At 70.5% G+C, this 15823-nt stretch carries 15 protein-coding genes; 9 read left to right on the top strand and 6 right to left on the bottom strand.

What is annotated here, in order from left to right; all coding sequences use genetic code 11:
* Positions 1-10: 10 nt before the first annotated feature.
* From D7Y21_RS00670 to D7Y21_RS00660, 3 genes are read right to left on the bottom strand one after another with little or no spacing between them, the layout of a single operon-like run.
* Positions 11-1120, bottom strand: a complete 1110-nt coding sequence (locus D7Y21_RS00670) for an efflux RND transporter periplasmic adaptor subunit (RefSeq protein ID WP_121710581.1) — start codon at positions 1118-1120, stop codon at positions 11-13.
* On the bottom strand, positions 1117-1881 hold the full coding sequence (locus D7Y21_RS00665) for a TetR/AcrR family transcriptional regulator (RefSeq protein ID WP_120562416.1): 765 nt from the start codon (positions 1879-1881) through the stop codon (positions 1117-1119). The genes D7Y21_RS00670 and D7Y21_RS00665 overlap by 4 nt, the downstream gene beginning before the upstream one ends.
* Before the next feature lie 58 nt (positions 1882-1939).
* Positions 1940-2641: a DUF2293 domain-containing protein gene (locus D7Y21_RS00660; protein WP_120562417.1), complete on the bottom strand. Its 702-nt coding sequence runs from the start codon at positions 2639-2641 to the stop codon at positions 1940-1942.
* A 129-nt stretch (positions 2642-2770) separates the two neighbouring features.
* On the opposite strand from D7Y21_RS00660, the gene rnz reads away from it, so the two are divergent.
* A complete protein-coding gene (gene rnz, locus D7Y21_RS00655) occupies positions 2771-3694 on the top strand; it encodes a ribonuclease Z (protein ID WP_120562418.1) in 924 nt (307 codons plus the stop codon).
* Between the two features lie 46 nt (positions 3695-3740).
* Here the strand turns inward: rnz and D7Y21_RS00650 are convergent, their stop codons facing one another.
* Positions 3741-4265 carry a hypothetical protein gene (locus tag D7Y21_RS00650; protein WP_120562419.1) on the bottom strand — a complete coding sequence of 175 codons (525 nt, stop codon included), beginning with the start codon at positions 4263-4265 and terminating at the stop codon, positions 3741-3743.
* A 216-nt stretch (positions 4266-4481) separates the two neighbouring features.
* On the opposite strand from D7Y21_RS00650, the gene D7Y21_RS00645 reads away from it, so the two are divergent.
* Together D7Y21_RS00645 and D7Y21_RS00640 are read left to right on the top strand one after the other, a co-directional pair.
* Positions 4482-5255: a rhomboid family intramembrane serine protease gene (locus D7Y21_RS00645; protein WP_120562420.1), complete on the top strand. Its 774-nt coding sequence runs from the start codon at positions 4482-4484 to the stop codon at positions 5253-5255.
* A 102-nt stretch (positions 5256-5357) separates the two neighbouring features.
* A complete protein-coding gene (locus tag D7Y21_RS00640; protein ID WP_121710579.1) occupies positions 5358-6764 on the top strand; it encodes an NAD(P)/FAD-dependent oxidoreductase in 1407 nt (468 codons plus the stop codon).
* A 12-nt stretch (positions 6765-6776) separates the two neighbouring features.
* Here D7Y21_RS00640 and D7Y21_RS00635 read toward each other — a convergent pair whose 3' ends face one another.
* Complete coding sequence (locus D7Y21_RS00635; RefSeq protein ID WP_370037912.1) at positions 6777-7433, bottom strand: HAD family hydrolase; 657 nt, start codon at positions 7431-7433, stop codon at positions 6777-6779.
* Positions 7434-7528: 95 nt separating this feature from the next.
* On the opposite strand from D7Y21_RS00635, the gene D7Y21_RS00630 reads away from it, so the two are divergent.
* From D7Y21_RS00630 to D7Y21_RS00620, 3 genes are all read left to right on the top strand, one after another.
* Positions 7529-8410: an AraC family transcriptional regulator gene (locus D7Y21_RS00630; protein WP_121710578.1), complete on the top strand. Its 882-nt coding sequence runs from the start codon at positions 7529-7531 to the stop codon at positions 8408-8410.
* 33 nt (positions 8411-8443) lie between these two features.
* Positions 8444-9193 (top strand): hypothetical protein, encoded by a 750-nt coding sequence (locus tag D7Y21_RS00625; protein WP_121710576.1) that lies wholly within the window; start codon positions 8444-8446, stop codon positions 9191-9193.
* 106 nt (positions 9194-9299) lie between these two features.
* On the top strand, positions 9300-11003 hold the full coding sequence (locus D7Y21_RS00620) for an amidohydrolase (RefSeq protein ID WP_370037910.1): 1704 nt from the start codon (positions 9300-9302) through the stop codon (positions 11001-11003).
* Here D7Y21_RS00620 and D7Y21_RS00615 read toward each other — a convergent pair whose 3' ends face one another.
* Positions 11004-13028: a hypothetical protein gene (locus tag D7Y21_RS00615; protein ID WP_120562425.1), complete on the bottom strand. Its 2025-nt coding sequence runs from the start codon at positions 13026-13028 to the stop codon at positions 11004-11006.
* 125 nt (positions 13029-13153) lie between these two features.
* On the opposite strand from D7Y21_RS00615, the gene D7Y21_RS00610 reads away from it, so the two are divergent.
* From D7Y21_RS00610 to D7Y21_RS00600, 3 genes are read left to right on the top strand one after another with little or no spacing between them, the layout of a single operon-like run.
* On the top strand, positions 13154-13855 hold the full coding sequence (locus D7Y21_RS00610; RefSeq protein WP_121710572.1) for a TIGR02269 family lipoprotein: 702 nt from the start codon (positions 13154-13156) through the stop codon (positions 13853-13855).
* A gap of 3 nt (positions 13856-13858) precedes the next feature.
* The gene (locus D7Y21_RS00605; RefSeq protein ID WP_120562427.1) at positions 13859-14575 is read left to right on the top strand and encodes a double-CXXCG motif protein; all 717 of its coding nucleotides are present in this window, start codon (positions 13859-13861) and stop codon (positions 14573-14575) included.
* Positions 14576-14624: 49 nt separating this feature from the next.
* A complete protein-coding gene (locus tag D7Y21_RS00600; protein WP_147469156.1) occupies positions 14625-15803 on the top strand; it encodes a DUF6068 family protein in 1179 nt (392 codons plus the stop codon).
* Positions 15804-15823: the final 20 nt, after the last annotated feature.

The raw sequence follows: 15823 nt of genomic DNA, 5'->3' as shown, positions 1-15823 counted from the left end.
CGGCTTGCGGCTACTTCACGGAGACGCGGGTGCCGGGGGTCAGGGAGGGCGTGGGGAAGTCCACCACCTGCTGGAGGACGGCCGCGGCGCGCACCACCACCTCGCGGTCGCGGCGCTCCAGCACCTGCACGTCCACGCGCTGGAGCGAGCCGTCACTGACGACCAGGACGTGGTCCCCGTTGGAGGAGGACAGCGCCGTCGTGGGCAACAGCTGCGCCTCCTGGGTCTCGCCCAGCTTCAGCATGGCGCGCGCCAGGGTGTGGGCCACGAAGCGGCCGTCCGCGTTGGGCACGGCGATCTCCACCGGGATGCGGCGGGTGGTGGGGTCCGCGGAGGGCAGGATGGTGCGCACCACGGCCTCGTCGGTGGACGCGCCGTTGCCCAGCGCCGCCACGCGCACCTTCGTGCCGGGCTTGAGCAGCGCGCGCGCCCCTTCCGCCACGGTGGTGCGGAAGACGAGCGTGTCCAGCTGCTCCAGCGTGAAGAGGGGCGAGCCCGGCCCCACCGTGGCGCCCGTCTGGTCCGGGGACTCGATGAGCGTGCCCGCGAAGGGCGCCTTCAGGTCGTGCCGGCGGCGCGACGCGCGGGCCTGCGCCAGCTGCGCCTTCGCGGCCATCACCTGCGCCTGGGCCTGCGCGGCGGCGGCCACGGCGTTCTTGTGCTGCTGGTCGCTGACACCACCGCCGGTGCTGAGCTTCTCCGTGCGCTCGGCCGCGTCCTGCGCCATGGAGGCGCCGGCCTCCGCGGCGGCGACGGCGGCCTCCGCGCCGGCCACCTGCGCGTCCACGATTTCGGAGTTGAGCTGGGCGAGCGTGTCGCCCTTCTTCACGGCCTGGCCCTTGTGGATGCGCACCGTCTCCAGGCGGCCGCCCACCTCGAAGCCGACCTGGAGGCCCTGGGCGGGGTACAGCGTGCCCGTCACCTCTTCCGACTGCGAGGCCTGCACGCCGCGCGCGGAGACGACCTTCACGGCCGGCGCCGGCTTGTCCTGGCCAGCGGCGGCGGCGGCGGCGGGCGGCGAGGACGCATCCGCCTTGTCACAACCGGAGAGCGCGAGCGCGGCGGCCATTCCCAGGGCGGTGAGGGCGCGGGAGGCAGAGGGCTTCGTGGACGGTTTCACGGGCGTTTCCTTGGCGGGCGGTGCGGGTGGGCCGCGCGGGCGTGGCGCCGGCGCGTGGAAGGAGGCGAAGAGGGACGGGCAAGGGCGGCGGGCGTCGCGGGCACGGCCTCGCGGGGCAGCGAGCCTTCGTGCATCAGACGCTGGAGGCCCACGGCCCAGACGGCCAGGTCCGGCTTCTGCGTCAGCCGCCCCATGCGCCGGGCCAGCAGCAGATAGGTGCCCACGATGAAGGAGCCAAAGAGGCTGGGGTCCACGTCCGGGGTGTCCGGATGCTGGCCGCGCAGGTGGTGGAACTCCCGGGCGATGCGCTCCACCTCGCGGTCCACCACGTCCCACATGACGGACTCGAAGGCGGTGCCCTGGCTGCCCACGATGAGCGCGGTGACCAGCTCACGCTGCTCCCACATGAGCTCCAGCATCTCCACGTCGAGCGCGGCCTCCATGCGCAGGAAGTCGCGGTAGCGCTCCGAGCGCACGGCGACGTCCCCGGGGCCCGGCAGGCCGCTGTGGTCGGCGCGGAAGCGGTCCATGCAGGACATGCGCTTCGTGGCCAGCCGCTCCAGCTCCTCCAGGAAGCCCTCCACCAGCGCCGCGAAGAGGGCCTCCTTCGAGGGGAAGTGCAGGTAGAAGGCGCCCTTGGACAGGCCGCTGGCGGCGGTGATGTCGCTGATGCGCGCGCCCTTCACGCCCCGCTTCGCGAACTCCGCCCGCGCGGACGCGATGAGCGCGCTGCGGGCTTTCGGGTCGGCGGGGCGGGGCATGGCGGACGCATTCCTAACCCGCCGGTCAGAAATAGAACAGTCGTTGCTGACCGCCGGGTCAGGAATCCGAGGGGCGTGTCGGCGGGGGGCGCAGGAGTGCGGAGCAGAGCGGACATGCGGGCGGGGCGTGGGGGGCGTCCCGGCGGTGCAGGTCCAGGATGGCGCGGGACACCTCCGCCAGCTCGCGGCGCACCTCGCGGCGGGCGCCCTTCACGCGCTGGATGCGCATGTCGTCGTAGCCGGTGGTCTGGTGGCGCATCCAGGCGATGACGGCGGCCTCCGCGCGCCTCTCAATGGGGATGCGCTCCGTGCGGGCGACGGTGCCGCTGCCCACGGGGGTGGCGTGGCCGGCGACCATCACGGCCAGGCGCTTGGCGTGGGGGAGCCACGCGGGGCTGAAGGCGAGGAAGCGCAGGACGGCGTTGGCGAAGTCGACCTCGTACTCGGCCTGCTCCTTGGCGCGGCGCTCGCGGCCCTGGGCCAGCTTCTTGGCGTAGGCGGGGGTGGCGCGCTCATCGTCCAGGGCGGCGCGGGCGTGGACGATGTGGGCCTCCGGCGCCCACACGCCCCGGGAGAAGAGCTTGCGGCCCACCTTCTCCACCACGGTCCAGGAGGGGCCGGCGGCCTTCACGCGGCGGGTGAGGCCGGCGTCGCCGGGGGGAAGGAGGGCCCAGCCGTCAGGAACGGTGAGCAGGCGGCCGTCCTGGGCTTTCACCCGGCGGGGGTCGGCCGTGGGGCCGACCGTCAAGGAATCAGGCATGGGGGAGGGTCCGAAAGGGCCGGCTGCATAGCACGCCCCCTCGCACCCTGGTAAATGCCCCGGGAACGCGCGCGCCGGGACAGACTCCGCGCGTGCGAGGAGGCCACTCTCGACGTGGGAAGCGCTGGCATGTCCCTACTGAGGCTCACCTTCCTCGGCACCTCCGCCGCACAGCCCACGCTGCATCGAGGCCTCTCCGGCCTGGCGGTGAAGGCGGACGCGGACCTGCTCCTGTTCGACTGTGGTGAGGGCACCCAGCGGCAGATGGTGCGCTTCGGCACGGGCTTCACCGTGGACGCGGCGTTCTTCACGCACTTCCACGCCGACCACTACCTGGGAATCATCGGCTTCTTGCGCACGCTGGGGATGATGGGCCGCACCGCGCCCATGCACCTGTACGGGCCTCCTCCCGCGCGCCGGCTGCTGCACCAGGCCGTGCACCTGGGGCTGGAGTCGCTGGCCTTCCCGGTGGAGATCCACGAACTGAAGGACGGGGACACGGTGCGCCGCAATGGCTACACCGTGCAGGCGGTGGGCGTGGACCACCGCATCCACGCGCTGGGCTACGTGCTGGCGGAGGACGGCCGCCCGGGGAGATTCCACCTGGAGAAGGCGCGGGAGCTGGGCGTGCCGGAGGGACCGTCCTTCGGCAAGCTGCAGAAGGGCGAGTCCATCACGCTGCCGGATGGGCGCGTGGTGAAGCCGGAGGACGTGCTGGGCGAGTCGCGGTCCGGGCGGCGGCTGGTGATTTCCGGTGACACGCGGCCGTGCCCGGCGCTGGTGCAGGCGGCGAAGGACGCGGACCTGCTGGTGCACGAGTCCACCTTCTCCGACGACGAGCAGGCGCGCGCGCAGGAGACGCGGCACTCCACCGCGCGGGAGGCGGCCCAGGTGGCGCGGGAGGCGGGAGCGAAGCGGCTCATCCTCACCCACCTGTCCAGCCGCCACGACACCGACCCCGGACGGCTGCTCACGCAGGCGCGTGAGGCGTTCAAGGGGCCGGTGGAGGTGGCTTTCGACGGCCTCACCGTGGAGCTGCCGCTGCGCGACTGACGTCCGGTGTCGCGCGGGCGGCGGGCCTTCCCACGGTGCGGCGGGACTACTCGATCTTCTTCGCCTCGGCCTTGAGGGCGGAGGCGGCGTCGGGGTCCACCTTCTGGAGCAGCTCCCACTCCAGCTCGGAGTCGCGCCGCATCTGGGAGTTGCCGGCGCCGTTCACGCCCTCCCTCTGCTCATTGGCGCGCCCGTCGGTGCTGTCGGCGGCGCGGGACTCGGAGCGGTCCTGGCGGCGGAACTCCACCGCGCACTGGCCGGGCCCCCGCTCGAAGCCGCGCACCAGGTAGCGCGCGTAGGAGGTGCCCAGCGAGGAGGGAGCGCTGGTCATCAGCCACTCCGTCGTGGTCTCGAAGCCGGTCTGCGCGTTCGTCACGGAGAAGCCCTTCTCCTTGACCAGGGCCAGGGCCGCCGGCCACACCTCCGCGATGGGCTTGCGGTAGACGTGGCCCATGGCCTTGTCCTCCAGGTACGACTGCTGACGGCGCGCGGCGCAGCCGCTGCTGAAAGCGAGGGCGAGGGCGGACACCACGAGCAGCGCCGAGGCGCGGGACGATTTCGAGGGATTCATTGCTCCGGACTCCATGAAAGGGAAGACGGCTGCGGAATTTCGCCCGGCGCGGGCCTGGAAGCCAAGTCCGGGCCCGTCCGAAAGAGGGTTACCCCCAGCAGGCAACCTTCATTTGGCTAGAGCCCGGCCGCCTTCCGGTGATGCGTCCGGCGTCGCACATCCGCGCGCACGAGGCCGTCCGGGGGGCCGGGGGCGGGGCCATGCTGGCGGGCGGACATGATTCCCATCAGCGACGACAACCCGACCCTGCGCACCCCGGTGATGACGTACCTCCTGCTCGCGACCCTGGGGCTCACCTGGGTGTTCTTCCAGGGCGCGGGCTTCAACGTGGTGGCGCTGGCCACCAGCATCTGCGAGCTGGGCATGGTGCCCGGGGAGCTCACCGGCCGCGCGCCGCTGGGACAGGCGGTGCCGCTGGGGGACGGGCTGGCGTGCGTGGTGGACAACGAGGCCATCAACCGCCTCACGCCGCTCACGTCCATGTTCCTGCACGGCGGCTGGGGGCACCTCTTGGGCAACGTGCTGTTCTTCTGGGTCTTCGGAAACAACATCGAGGACAGCATGGGGCGCTTGCGCTTCCTCGTCTTCTACCTGGTGTGCGGGCTGGTGGCGGCGGCGGCGCACGTGGCGGTGGACCCCACGTCGCCGGTGCCCACGGTGGGCGCGTCCGGCGCCATCGCGGGCGTGCTGGGCGCGTACCTGGTGCTCTATCCGCGCGTGCGCGTGAACATGCTGTTCATCATCTTCATCCTCATCCGCGTCTTCCCCATCCCCGCGTGGGCCGTGCTGGTGTGGTGGTTCGTGCTCCAGGTCATCACCGGCCTGCCGCAATTGATGACGCTGCGGCCGGAGGTGTCCGGCGGCGTTGCCGTATGGGCGCACATCGGCGGGTTCGTGGCGGGCATGGTGTTGATCAAACTCTTCGAGAACCCCCGCTACACGTCACAGCGCACGACGTGGCGGCACCGGATGCACCCGAACCACCCGTAGTAAGGCGAGCGGGCGGACAGGCCCGCGCCGGCCCGGGATGCGGATGCGACAGGGCGCCCCGACATTGGGGGATGGTGTTCTTCGCGCCGTGAGGAGGCGGGCATGGGAGCGGACGGAAAGTCGGAAGGGCTCTGCGTGGACGCGCCGCCGCCACGCAAGCGGGTGCTCATCCTGGGGGGCGGCTTCGCGGGGATGTACGCGGCGCTGCACCTGGAGCGGCTGCTGGGGAAGCGGGACGACGTGGAGGTGACGCTCGTCAGCCGCGACAACTTCTTCCTCTTCACGCCCATGCTCCACGAGGTGGCGGCGAGCGACCTGAACGCGACCGCCATCGTCATCTCGCTGCGCAAGCTGCTGCCGCGCATGACGTTCGTGGAGGGCGACGTCAGCGGGCTGGACCTGGAGTCCAAGCGGGTCACGGTGGCGCACGGCGGGCTGGACGGCCACAGTCACACGCTGGAGTACGACTCCGTGGTGCTGGCCATGGGCTCGGAGACGAACTTCTTCGGCAAGCCGGGCCCGCGCGACTACACGCTGACCATGAAGACGCTGGGCGACGCGATGCTCCTGCGCAACTGCCTGGTCGACCGGTTGGAGGAGGCGGACGCGGACTGCATCGCCACGGGCGCACGCAACGCCATCGTCACCTTCGTGGTGGTGGGCGGCGGCTTCGCGGGCGTGGAGACGGCGGGCGCCATCAACGACTTCATCCACGGCGCCCTGCCCTTCTATCCCAACATCCAGCACGCCAACGTGCGCGTGATGCTGGTGCATGGCGGCAAGGAGGTGCTGCCGGAGCTGGGTGAGGACCTGGGCGCGTACACGCGCAAGAAGCTCATCGAGCACGGCATCGAGGTGCGCACCGGCGTCCACGTGAGGGACGTGACCGCGGCGGGCGTGGAGCTGCCTGACGGCACGGTGGTGCCCACCAAGACGGTGGTGTGGACCGCGGGCGTCACGCCGCCGTCCCTGCTGTGCACGCTGCCGTGCGAGAAGGAGCGCGGGCGGCTCAAGGTGAACGAGCGCATGGAGGTGCCCGGCTTCCCGGGCGTGTGGGCGCTGGGCGACTGCGCGTCGGTGCCGGACGTCACCAACGGAGGCAAGCCCTGCCCGCCCACCGCGCAGCACGCGCTCCGTCAGGGCGTGACGGTGGCGCGCAACGTGTGCGCGGCGCTGAAGGGTCAGCCGGGGAAGCCGTTCCGCTACCGGATGCTGGGGCAGCTGGCGACGATTGGCCAGCGCTCGGGCGTGGCGCGCATCCTGGGGCTGAAGTTCTCCGGCACCTTCGCGTGGGTGCTCTGGCGCACCATCTACCTGTTCAAGCTGCCGAAGCTGGAGACGAAGGTGCGCGTGGCCATGGGCTGGACGCTGGACCTGCTCTTCCGCAAGGACGTGGTGCAGCTCATCGGCCCGCGTGAGTTGGATCAGCTCACGCTGCCGGCCCTGCCGCTCAACAGCCGCCAGCAGGTGCGCCAGGTGCAGGCGCTGCACCCGCGCACGCAGCACTGAGTGTCATTGGGCTCAGACGAGCGGCGGCAGGTGGTGCAGCAGCCGCTCCAGGTCCGGCTGGAGGTCGTCCGGGGTGGCGGTGGCCAGCTCCTCGTGGGCGTGCGTGCCCCAGGTGACGGCGTAGGTCTTGAGGCCCGCGGCCTGGCCCGCGCGCAGGTCCAGCGTGGTGTCACCCACCATCCACAGGCCGCCGGTGCCCAGCGCCTTCAGGGCGTGGTGGATGACGTCCGGCGCGGGCTTGTGCGGGAAGCCATCCGTGCCCTGCACGTGGTGCAGCAGGCCGCCCAGCCCCATCGCGTCCACGAAGCGCCGCGCCATGTCGCCGCGCTTGGTGGTGGCGACGGCGAGCAGGTAGCCCCGTTCGCGCAGCGTGCGCAGGACGCGCTCCACGCCGGGGAAGGGCCGGGAGCGCCGGTGGAAGTTCAGCGGATAGTGCTCGCGGTAGGCCACGCAGAGCGTGGTGGCGTGCTCGGGCGCGAAGCGCGTGTACATGGCCTCCAGCGGCTGGCCGATGAGCGCGCGCACCTCCGAGACGGAGGGCGCGGGCAGACCATGGTGCGTGAAGCCGTGGAGGAAGCTGTCGATGATGTCCGGCAGCGAATCCACCAGCGTGCCGTCCAGGTCGAAGCAGATGCCGCGAGGGGTGACAGTGCTCACCCGTTGCTCCATACGCCCTCCAGGGCCGCGTGTCCTGGCCCGTCCGATATGCTTTCACCCGCCGTGCGTTCCCTCCCCTGGAAGGGCGCACGCCAGCGGGGGGAGCCATGCGACGCACGAAGCAGAGGGACGGCTTCTGGGTGGCCCCGGAGGTGCCAGGGCTGGAGCTTCACCGGGCGGCATACACCCGATGGACCTTTCCCAAGCACTCGCACGATGCCTTCTCGCTGTGCGCCTATGATGCGGGCGCGGAGTCGCTGTACCTGCAAGGGCAGCGGGTGGTGGCCTCGGTGGGCAGCTTCCTGGTCGTGCCTCCTGGAGAGATGCACGAAGGCCGAGAAGCGGACCCGAGCGTCGGGTGGGCGTATCGCATCCTCTACATCCCGCCCCCGCTGCTCATCCGCGCGGCGGAGGAGACCGGGGCGCCCCCGGGCACCCTGCCCGGCTTCACGTCTCCCGTGCTTAAGGACGCAGCCCTGCTGGAGCGCTTCACCGTCACCTTCGACGCGCTGAAGGGCGGCGGCGTCTCCCACCTGGAGCGCGAGGAGCGGCTGCTGGGATTGCTGGTGGCGCTGCTGCGCCGGCACGCGAGCCTGCCCCACCGGCGGCGGGCGACCCAGTGCGCGCAGGGCGTGAAGCGGGCGCGCGAGCTGCTGGAGGCACATCCCACGCGCAACCTCTCCCTGGAGATGCTCGCGCGCGTCGCGGGGCTCAGCCCGTGGCACCTGGTGCGCGCGTTCCACCGTCAGTTCGGACAGACGCCGCAGGTGTTCCAGCGGGCCCTGCGGCTGCGGCTCGCGCAGGAGTTGCTGGCGGGGCCGCTGCCCATGGCGGAGGTGGCGCTCGCGGCCGGGTTCACGGACCAGAGCCACCTCATCAAGCACTTCGGCCGCACCCTCGGCGTCACGCCCGGCGAGTACCGGGCCGCGGCGCACGCGGGGCGTGGACCGCGCAAGCACGTACAATCCCGCGCGCCCGTGCATCCGTAGTTTGGAGCCCTCTTCTCAAGGAGGGGTCCACACATGCAGACGCACATCATCGCGGTGGCGGTGCTCACGGGATGGCTCATGGGTTGCGCGCCGGACGCAATGCCAGACGAGGTGACGCCGGATCCCGCCGCCTCTTCCGATGAAGCACTGGAAGCGCGGAGCTGGGGCGCGGTGGTGCTGCCACCGAGTGCCCGCGTGTACGGCCGGCCCATCACCGCATGGGCGAAGGAGTGGTACCGCTGGCACTTCCGCGTGCCGGCGGACCGCAGCCCCATGCTGCGGCTGGAGCAGGACTGCGACGAGGACCAGGACGGCCCGGTCTACTTCGTCCCCACGTATGACCTGGACACCACGTACCAGCGCACCTGCCGCGTCCCTCGGAACCGGCCCGTGCTGGTGCCGCTGTGGGTCATCATCAATGACTATCCGTGCCCCGACCCGTCCTTCGAACCGGCGCCGGGCCAGTCACTGGAGGCCTTCCTCCGCCAGGGCGCCATCGACTTCAACAATGGCACGCAGGACCTGGTGGTCACCGTGGATGGCCGGCGCGTGGACACCCGCCGTCACCGTCACACCAGCGGCCTGTTCACCTTCGACGCGGACCCCAGCCTCGTGGGGAAGATTCCAGACCCGTGCCTCGTGGGAGGCGAGCAGCGCGGCGTGACGGACGGGTGGTGGCTGATGCTCCAGCTCGCCCCGGGGGCGCACGTGGTGCGCGTGCAGGCCCTGGCGCCCTTCGGCGCGCCCATTGATTACACATACACGCTGCGCGTGGGGCGCTAGGCACCGGTGACTCGCGGGACTGGCCGTCGCGAGGGGCGTGCGTCAGAGTGCCGCGCGATGTCCCGGGACTTTCCTGCCCGGGCGAACGGTCATGGCGGGTGCGCGGATGATGCGAGGACGTCTCGGTTGGATGCTGGGGGCGCTGGTCCTGTGTGCGGGCGCGGGCTGTTCGCGGCGCGTGCCAGAGGGAGCGCCCGCGGAGCAGGCGGTCGCGGACGCGCCCACGGTGTACGTGGCCAGGCGCATCCGCACGCTGGATGCCGCGAAGCCGGACGCCCAGGCGCTCGCCGTGCGGGACGGCAAGGTGCTGGCCGTGGGCACACGTGAGGAGGTACTCGCCGCGGCGGGCACCACCGCGCGCGTGGTGGAGCTGGGTGACGCGACGGTGGTGCCCGGCCTCACGGATTCGCACGGGCACCTGGCGGGGCTGGGCCAGGCGCTCGCGGGCGTGCGGCTGGAGGGCACCGCGTCGCTGGCGGAAGTGCGCCAGCGGCTGGAGAAGGCTCCGGCCACCGCGTACCAGGGTGACTGGCTGGTGGGTCAGGGGTGGGACCAGAACGACTGGGACACGCCGCGCTTCCCCACCGTCGCGGACATGGGCGAGCACCTGAAGGACACGCCCGTGGTGCTGTGGCGCATCGACGGGCACGCGCTGTGGCTCAACGGCGCGGCGCTGAAGCGCGCGAACATCACCCGCGACACGAAGGATCCGCAGGGTGGCAGCATCCTGCGGCTGCCGGAGGGCGAGCCCAGCGGCGTGCTCATCGACAACGCCATGGACCTGGCGCTGAAGGCGCTGCCCCTGCCCACGCGGGAGCAGCACGAGGCGCGCATGCGGGCCGCGCTGGAGCACTGCGCGCGCGTGGGCCTCACCGGCGTGCACGACGCGGGCATGGACCTGCGCACGTTCCAGCTGTTCCAGGCCTGGGACAAGGCGGGCACCCTGCCCCTGCGCGTCTACGCCATGGCGGATGGCCAGACGGATGACCGCGTGCAGTACCTGAAGGACGGCCCCTTCCAGGGCAAGCTGCTGACGATGCGCGCGGTGAAGCTCACCCTGGACGGCGCGCTGGGCAGCCGGGGCGCGGCGCTGGGCGCGGCCTACAGCGACGAGCCCGGCCACCGCGGCCTGCTGCTGCTGTCCCCGGAGGAGTACGCCTTGCGCGTGCACGCCTTCGTGGGCCGCGGCTTCCAGGTGGCCACGCATGCGATTGGCGACCGCGCCAACACGCTGCTGCTGGACACGCTGTCGCGCGAACTGGCGGCCACGGGGACGAAGGCCGCGCGCCCCCGCGTGGAGCACGCGCAGATCATGACGGCCGAGGACATCCAGCGCCTGGGCGCGAACGGCTTCATCGCGAGCGTGCAGCCCACGCACGCCACCAGCGACATGCCCTGGGCGGAGAAGCGCGTGGGCGCGGAGCGCATCCAGAACGCCTACGCGTGGCAGAAGCTGAAGGCCGCGGGCGCCGTGCTGGCGCTGGGCAGCGACTTCCCGGTGGAGCGGCCGGACGTGCTCGCGGGGCTGTACGCGGCGCGCACGCGGCAGGATGCCAGCGGCCAGCCTCCGGGCGGGTGGCACCCGGACCAGCGCCTCAGCGGTGAAGAGGCGCTGGAGGGCTTCACGGTGGGCGCGGCCTACGCGTCCTTCGCGGAAGCCCAGCGCGGCCGGCTGAAGCCGGGCATGGACGCGGACTTCGTGGCGCTGTCGGTGGACCCCGTGGACGCGCCCCCGGCGGACCTGCTCACCGCGCAGGTCCGGCTGACGGTGGTCGCGGGCCGCGAGGTGTTCCGCGCGGACGCGAAGTAGCTACAGGTCCGCCTCGTAGGAGAGCGACTCGATGCGCTGGTTCGTCTCCGCCTGCAGGCGGGTGCGCTCCTGCTCGAGTCGCTCCAGCTCCCGGCCGATGCTCTCCAGCCGGTCCTCCTGCGCGTTGAGCTTGGTGACGAAGCGCTCCACCAGCTCGCGCTGGGACGCACCGCTCTTGAGCGAGTCGATGTTGGAGCGGATCCGCTCCTGGTCCTTGAAGAGCTGGGTGCGCTCGTCGTTGAGGCGCTGGAGGTCGCGGGCGACGTTCGACTGCTTCTCGCGCATGGCCACCACGTCGCGCAGCGCCTGGGCGACGCGCGGGTCGATGAAGCGCGAGTCGAGGAAGAACGTGACCTCCTCCAGCCCCAGGTTGCCGAGGTAGTACTGACGGTGGCCCTTGGTGCGCTCGGTGATGACGAGCGTGTCGGAGGTGCCCGGGGCCAGCTCGCGCTTGAAGCGCCAGAAGCCATCCGTGGTCTCCGCGGGGGTGGCCGTGTCCTTCAGTTCCCAGCCGGTGCGCGGGTGCTCCACGAAGAGCACCTGGGGGCGCTTCGCCTTGTTGCGCGCGAGGACCTTGGTGCGGCGCTGGTGGAAGAACTCCACCACCAGGGTGCCCCGGTTGAGCCGCGCGCGGAACACCGGGCCGTCCTCCTGGTCCTCCTCCACGGACATGGTGCAGGACAGCTCCACGGCGTAGGGGACGAAGCGCACGTCGTCGGGCTTGAGCGTGTCGAGCATCGCCTCGCCCACGTAGGTCTCTTCCTCCGTGATGGTGACGGGGCCGCCCTCCAGCGTGAGGCCGGTGGTGTTCTTGAACTCGATGCAGGCCATCGGGTTCTTCTCACGCGTGGCGCGGTTGTAGAGCAGCACGCGGCGGCCCTCGAAGGGGCGGTGCACGATGGGGACGAGCGCGCTCTGGTTGCGGTGTACGGTGACGGGGCGGTCCACGCCGTACTCGAAGAGGTCACCCACCTCCTTGGTCAGCGTCGTCACCGCGGTGCTCTGCTCCAGCGCCTCGCGCATGCCGCCGCGTCCGCTGCCGCCAATCATCGGGCCGCCCTTGCTCCGCATCATGCGGGGGGCGGGAGCGGGGGCCGCGGCCATGGCGGGCATGATGGTGGACGCCATGTCCGCGGAGCCGAAGGAGCCGTCGTCCGCCGACTCCATCAGGGGCTCGGCGGCGCTCTCGTAGGCCTCCTCGGGGATGACGGGCGCGACGCCGGTCTCCGAGCGCACCTCCACGACGGGGCGGCGCAGGTAGCGGGGGTTGTAGAGGTCGTGGACGAAGGACACGGGCAGGCCGGCGATGAGGGACAGCTCCACGTCCACCCAGTCCTCGTCACCGGTGTTGTCCACCATGGCCCAGCCCTGGAGGAGGGGCGGTTGTCCTTCGTCCAGGAGGATGCGGTAGCTGGTCTTCCACACGGGGGACTCCAGCACGTAGCTGACGAACAGCTCGCGCGAGCCCTCTCCGGCGGTGAGGATGGACAGCCGCTTGGAGTCCTTCTTGTACGAGGACATGACGGTGGCCAGGTAGAACTCCAGGTCCTTGCGCACGGCCTCGTCGAGGAACTCCAGCTCGCCCAATTCCAGCACGTCGAAGGTGCGCAGCGACGCGCCGACGAGCAGCGTGAGGAAGGGGCGCACGACGCTGGCTTCCCCCTGGACGACGGGCAGCGACTCCAGGCCGACGATGGCGCCTTCCACCTGCGCGCCGCCGACGCGGGCACGGACGCGGGCGCCCTTCACCTGGCCGAGCAGCGCGGTGAGGCTGCCGTGTTCGGGGATGCGGATGGTGGCTTCGGAGAGGAGCTGCTCCAGGGGCTTGGTGGAGTCGTAGCTCACGGCGGACACGGAGCCGCCGTTCAGGTCCAGCACGGTCATGGACTTGAGCACGTCGTTCATGTCGCGCGCCTTGAAGTCCAGGTGCGCGGTCTCGCTGCCGGTCACCTTCCCCCGGCGCTCGAAGTAGCCGACGCCGTGCTTGTAGAGGACGACACGGCGGATGGACAGAGGCGAAGGCATGCGCGGGGCTCCAGGTGCGGTGTGACTGCGGGTCCATGGTCTAGCAGCGCCGGGGGACACGGTTCCACTCCGGGTGGGGGTGGCGACCCTGGCATGCTCCACGAAGCGTCATTCCCGGGGGATGCATGCGCGGACTGTGCTGGCTGCTGGTAGGGCTGCTCTGGAGCTGTGCGTCGACGTCATCCGCTCCGGCGTTCTCGCCGGAGGCCTTGTGGGCGGAGGCGGAGACTGGAAGTGAATGCGCGGACGGGGACGAGGACCAGTGCCTCGCGCCCTGGTGCGTGGACGGAACCTGCGCGCTGTTCCGGTGCGAGGACCTGGAGCCGGGCCGCGTGGTGCGCGCTCGAACCTCGCTCGCGCCGCCGGTGTTCGTGGCGCCCGGGAGTGGGCCGCAGCGGACGTGGGGCAGCGCCCAGGGACTGCCGGGCGATGCGATGCCCGTCATGGTGTTCCGCTGGTATCCGCGCGAGAAGCTGCCCAGCGAGGTGAAGCGGCAGAAGGCCCTGGAGGAGTGGGCGAAACGGCCCAAGGAGCGGCACCACATCTTCCCGCAGGCGTTCAAAGGGCACTTCGTCAACAAGAACATCGACATCCACCAATACGTCATCGCCATTGATGCGGACCTGCACAAACGCATCCACCGTGGAGCAAATGGCGGACCCTGGAACCAGGACTGGCGAGACTTCATTGAGGACCAGGGACGCACACGGGATCGGGTACAGCACTTCGACCACGCCTCCCTGATGATTCAGAAGTACGGTCTCTTTGGATTGACCATGACCTATTGGCAGCAGGTGGACCTCGCGCCCATATCGGTGGAGGACTGACAGGTGCGCTACTTCGAGGTATCCACACCACGGGATCTGGATAACTTCCACTGGAGTGGGTCGTACCGCGCTGAGCGCCGCTGGGCTCTGCCAAGCATCCTCTGCCCGCGATGTGACGCCTGGGGAGGAATGACGGCGTATCCGTCAGTGGACCTGTCCGCCCTGCCCGAGAAGGATGAACTGAAGAGCGGCTGGCCGCAGACTCGCGAGGAGTATCAACGGCGCGCAGCTCTTGTGCGCCCCTTTGTTCCTCCAGAACTCCAGCTTGAGCCGGGATGCATGTTCGGCCCACTGGTGGGCACGGCAATAGGCCGGTTCGGACCCGTCACCGCCCTGCCTTCGTGGCAGGTCCTCGTGCGTGAGGACACGCTCGCCGCGATTCAAGAGGCCAGGCTGAAAGGCATCATCCCGGTCCGGGCGGAGCTGCGGAACCGCCGCACGAAGGAGCTGCCGCAATACGAGCTGGAAGCGCGCCCCCTGGTGAAGCTGCATCCCGCGTGCATCCAGGACCGGGACCGGGTGCCCACCTGCGATTACTGCGGGCGCCATGGATTCTCGCTTCCACCGGAGCGCTGGCTGCTCAGTGCATCCATCCCCACGGACCTCGACCTCTTCGGAGTGGAAGAGACCACCCGCATCGTCGTCTCCGAGCGCTTCGTCGACACCGTGAACCAGCTGGGCCCCAGTGACGTGGTCTACCGGGAGATCTCAGTGGAGTAGCGCCGGAAGCCAGTCCGTGGCTCAATGCCAGACAGGGGGCATCCGCCAGATGCAACGACAGTCTTTCCACCAGGGATTCATCGCGTGGGCCATGGGGACCCTGGCCTTGCTCATGGGCTGCGGGACGGCCAGGCGTCATGTGACGGAGGACACCTCGGTCCAGGTTCCCACCACCTGGCAGGACGCACGCGTGGGTGACCGCGTGGAGTACGCCTTCTACGCCCAGGGGGGGTCCAGCCGGGGGTCCAGCGCTTCAGCGGGCCAGCTCTTCGTGGAGGTCATTTCCGTCCAGTCGCCCTGGGTCTGGCTCTCCATCCGGGTCACGCGCAATGACGGACAGCCCCATCCGCATCCGTTCCTGAGCCACGACTACGTATTGCCCGTGCGGATGGGACAAGCCCCGGCGCATCCGCCCCCAGGCATCGAGGGAAGCGTTCCCGTTCGCATCCGGGCCTTCGCCGCCGGTCATCGTTGGCTGGCACAGCGCACCTCCCGTGACGAATCCATGGGGGACGGTCCTACACAACATCGAATCTACGCGGAGCCTCCAGGCCCGCTCTATCTCACGCGAGGGCTCCTCGAAGTCTCCTTCTCCGGTGGCTTCTTCACGATGAGCCACCACCGCCTCGCGCTCGTGTCATTCCAGCGGGGCTCAGGCACCTCCGGAGGGCGCCCTCCCGTCATGGGCAACCCCTGGGGCCCGGGCACCTGGTACGAGACACTGGAGCGCGCCAGTTGGGGTGACGTCAGGAAGCGTGTCTGTCTTGGCGCGGAACAGGGCTATTTGCTGCGCAAGGTTTTGGAAAAACCGCGGGACGAAGTCCGGTGCGAAGACTTCCAGGGCGCGGAGGTCGTTGCGTTGGAGGATGCGTTGATCCACCTCGTCAACGACTCCGTCTACATTCCCACCTGGCAGCCTCGTGACTACGGAGCCCCGCTCCCCAGGAAGGTGCGGGTCCAACTGGGACAAGCGTCCGTGGTGGCGTACCTCGAAGAAGCCCCTGCTCCTCAAAACGGTGGCGCCTCCTGGATGCGGTCCAGGAGCTATCCCACGGACCTGTGGAGCCCCGTTCTCCAGGGGCTACCCATGGAGGTGCGCTTCGACCGGCTCTCGGAAGGGGTGTACCGACAGTCTGATGGAGGAGCGCGTGAATACCGCTCCGACAGCCGGCTCATCCGTTGGGGCACGTGGCTGGAGTCCCCCGAGCTGTCGACCAGCGCACGTTGACGCCGCACATGCGGACACCG

Source organism: Corallococcus sp. AB045, assembly GCF_003668895.1.
GTDB lineage: Bacteria > Myxococcota > Myxococcia > Myxococcales > Myxococcaceae > Corallococcus > Corallococcus coralloides.
The sequence above is the reverse complement of the archived record's forward strand: the minus strand, read 5'-3'. Positions and strand labels throughout refer to the sequence as shown.

What these genes read in the sequence shown, in the direction of transcription:
- D7Y21_RS00665 (WP_120562416.1), bottom strand. Translation starts at nt 1,881, where the DNA reads ATGCCCCGCCCCGCCGACCCGAAAGCCCGCAGCGCGCTCATCGCGTCC.
- D7Y21_RS00660 (WP_120562417.1), bottom strand. Translation starts at nt 2,641, where the DNA reads ATGCCTGATTCCTTGACGGTCGGCCCCACGGCCGACCCCCGCCGGGTG.
- rnz (WP_120562418.1), top strand. Translation starts at nt 2,771, where the DNA reads ATGTCCCTACTGAGGCTCACCTTCCTCGGCACCTCCGCCGCACAGCCC.
- D7Y21_RS00650 (WP_120562419.1), bottom strand. Translation starts at nt 4,265, where the DNA reads ATGAATCCCTCGAAATCGTCCCGCGCCTCGGCGCTGCTCGTGGTGTCC.
- D7Y21_RS00645 (WP_120562420.1), top strand. Translation starts at nt 4,482, where the DNA reads ATGATTCCCATCAGCGACGACAACCCGACCCTGCGCACCCCGGTGATG.
- D7Y21_RS00640 (WP_121710579.1), top strand. Translation starts at nt 5,358, where the DNA reads ATGGGAGCGGACGGAAAGTCGGAAGGGCTCTGCGTGGACGCGCCGCCG.
- D7Y21_RS00635 (WP_370037912.1), bottom strand. Translation starts at nt 7,433, where the DNA reads ATGGAGCAACGGGTGAGCACTGTCACCCCTCGCGGCATCTGCTTCGAC.
- D7Y21_RS00630 (WP_121710578.1), top strand. Translation starts at nt 7,529, where the DNA reads ATGCGACGCACGAAGCAGAGGGACGGCTTCTGGGTGGCCCCGGAGGTG.
- D7Y21_RS00625 (WP_121710576.1), top strand. Translation starts at nt 8,444, where the DNA reads ATGCAGACGCACATCATCGCGGTGGCGGTGCTCACGGGATGGCTCATG.
- D7Y21_RS00620 (WP_370037910.1), top strand. Translation starts at nt 9,300, where the DNA reads ATGATGCGAGGACGTCTCGGTTGGATGCTGGGGGCGCTGGTCCTGTGT.
- D7Y21_RS00615 (WP_120562425.1), bottom strand. Translation starts at nt 13,028, where the DNA reads ATGCCTTCGCCTCTGTCCATCCGCCGTGTCGTCCTCTACAAGCACGGC.
- D7Y21_RS00610 (WP_121710572.1), top strand. Translation starts at nt 13,154, where the DNA reads ATGCGCGGACTGTGCTGGCTGCTGGTAGGGCTGCTCTGGAGCTGTGCG.
- D7Y21_RS00600 (WP_147469156.1), top strand. Translation starts at nt 14,625, where the DNA reads ATGCAACGACAGTCTTTCCACCAGGGATTCATCGCGTGGGCCATGGGG.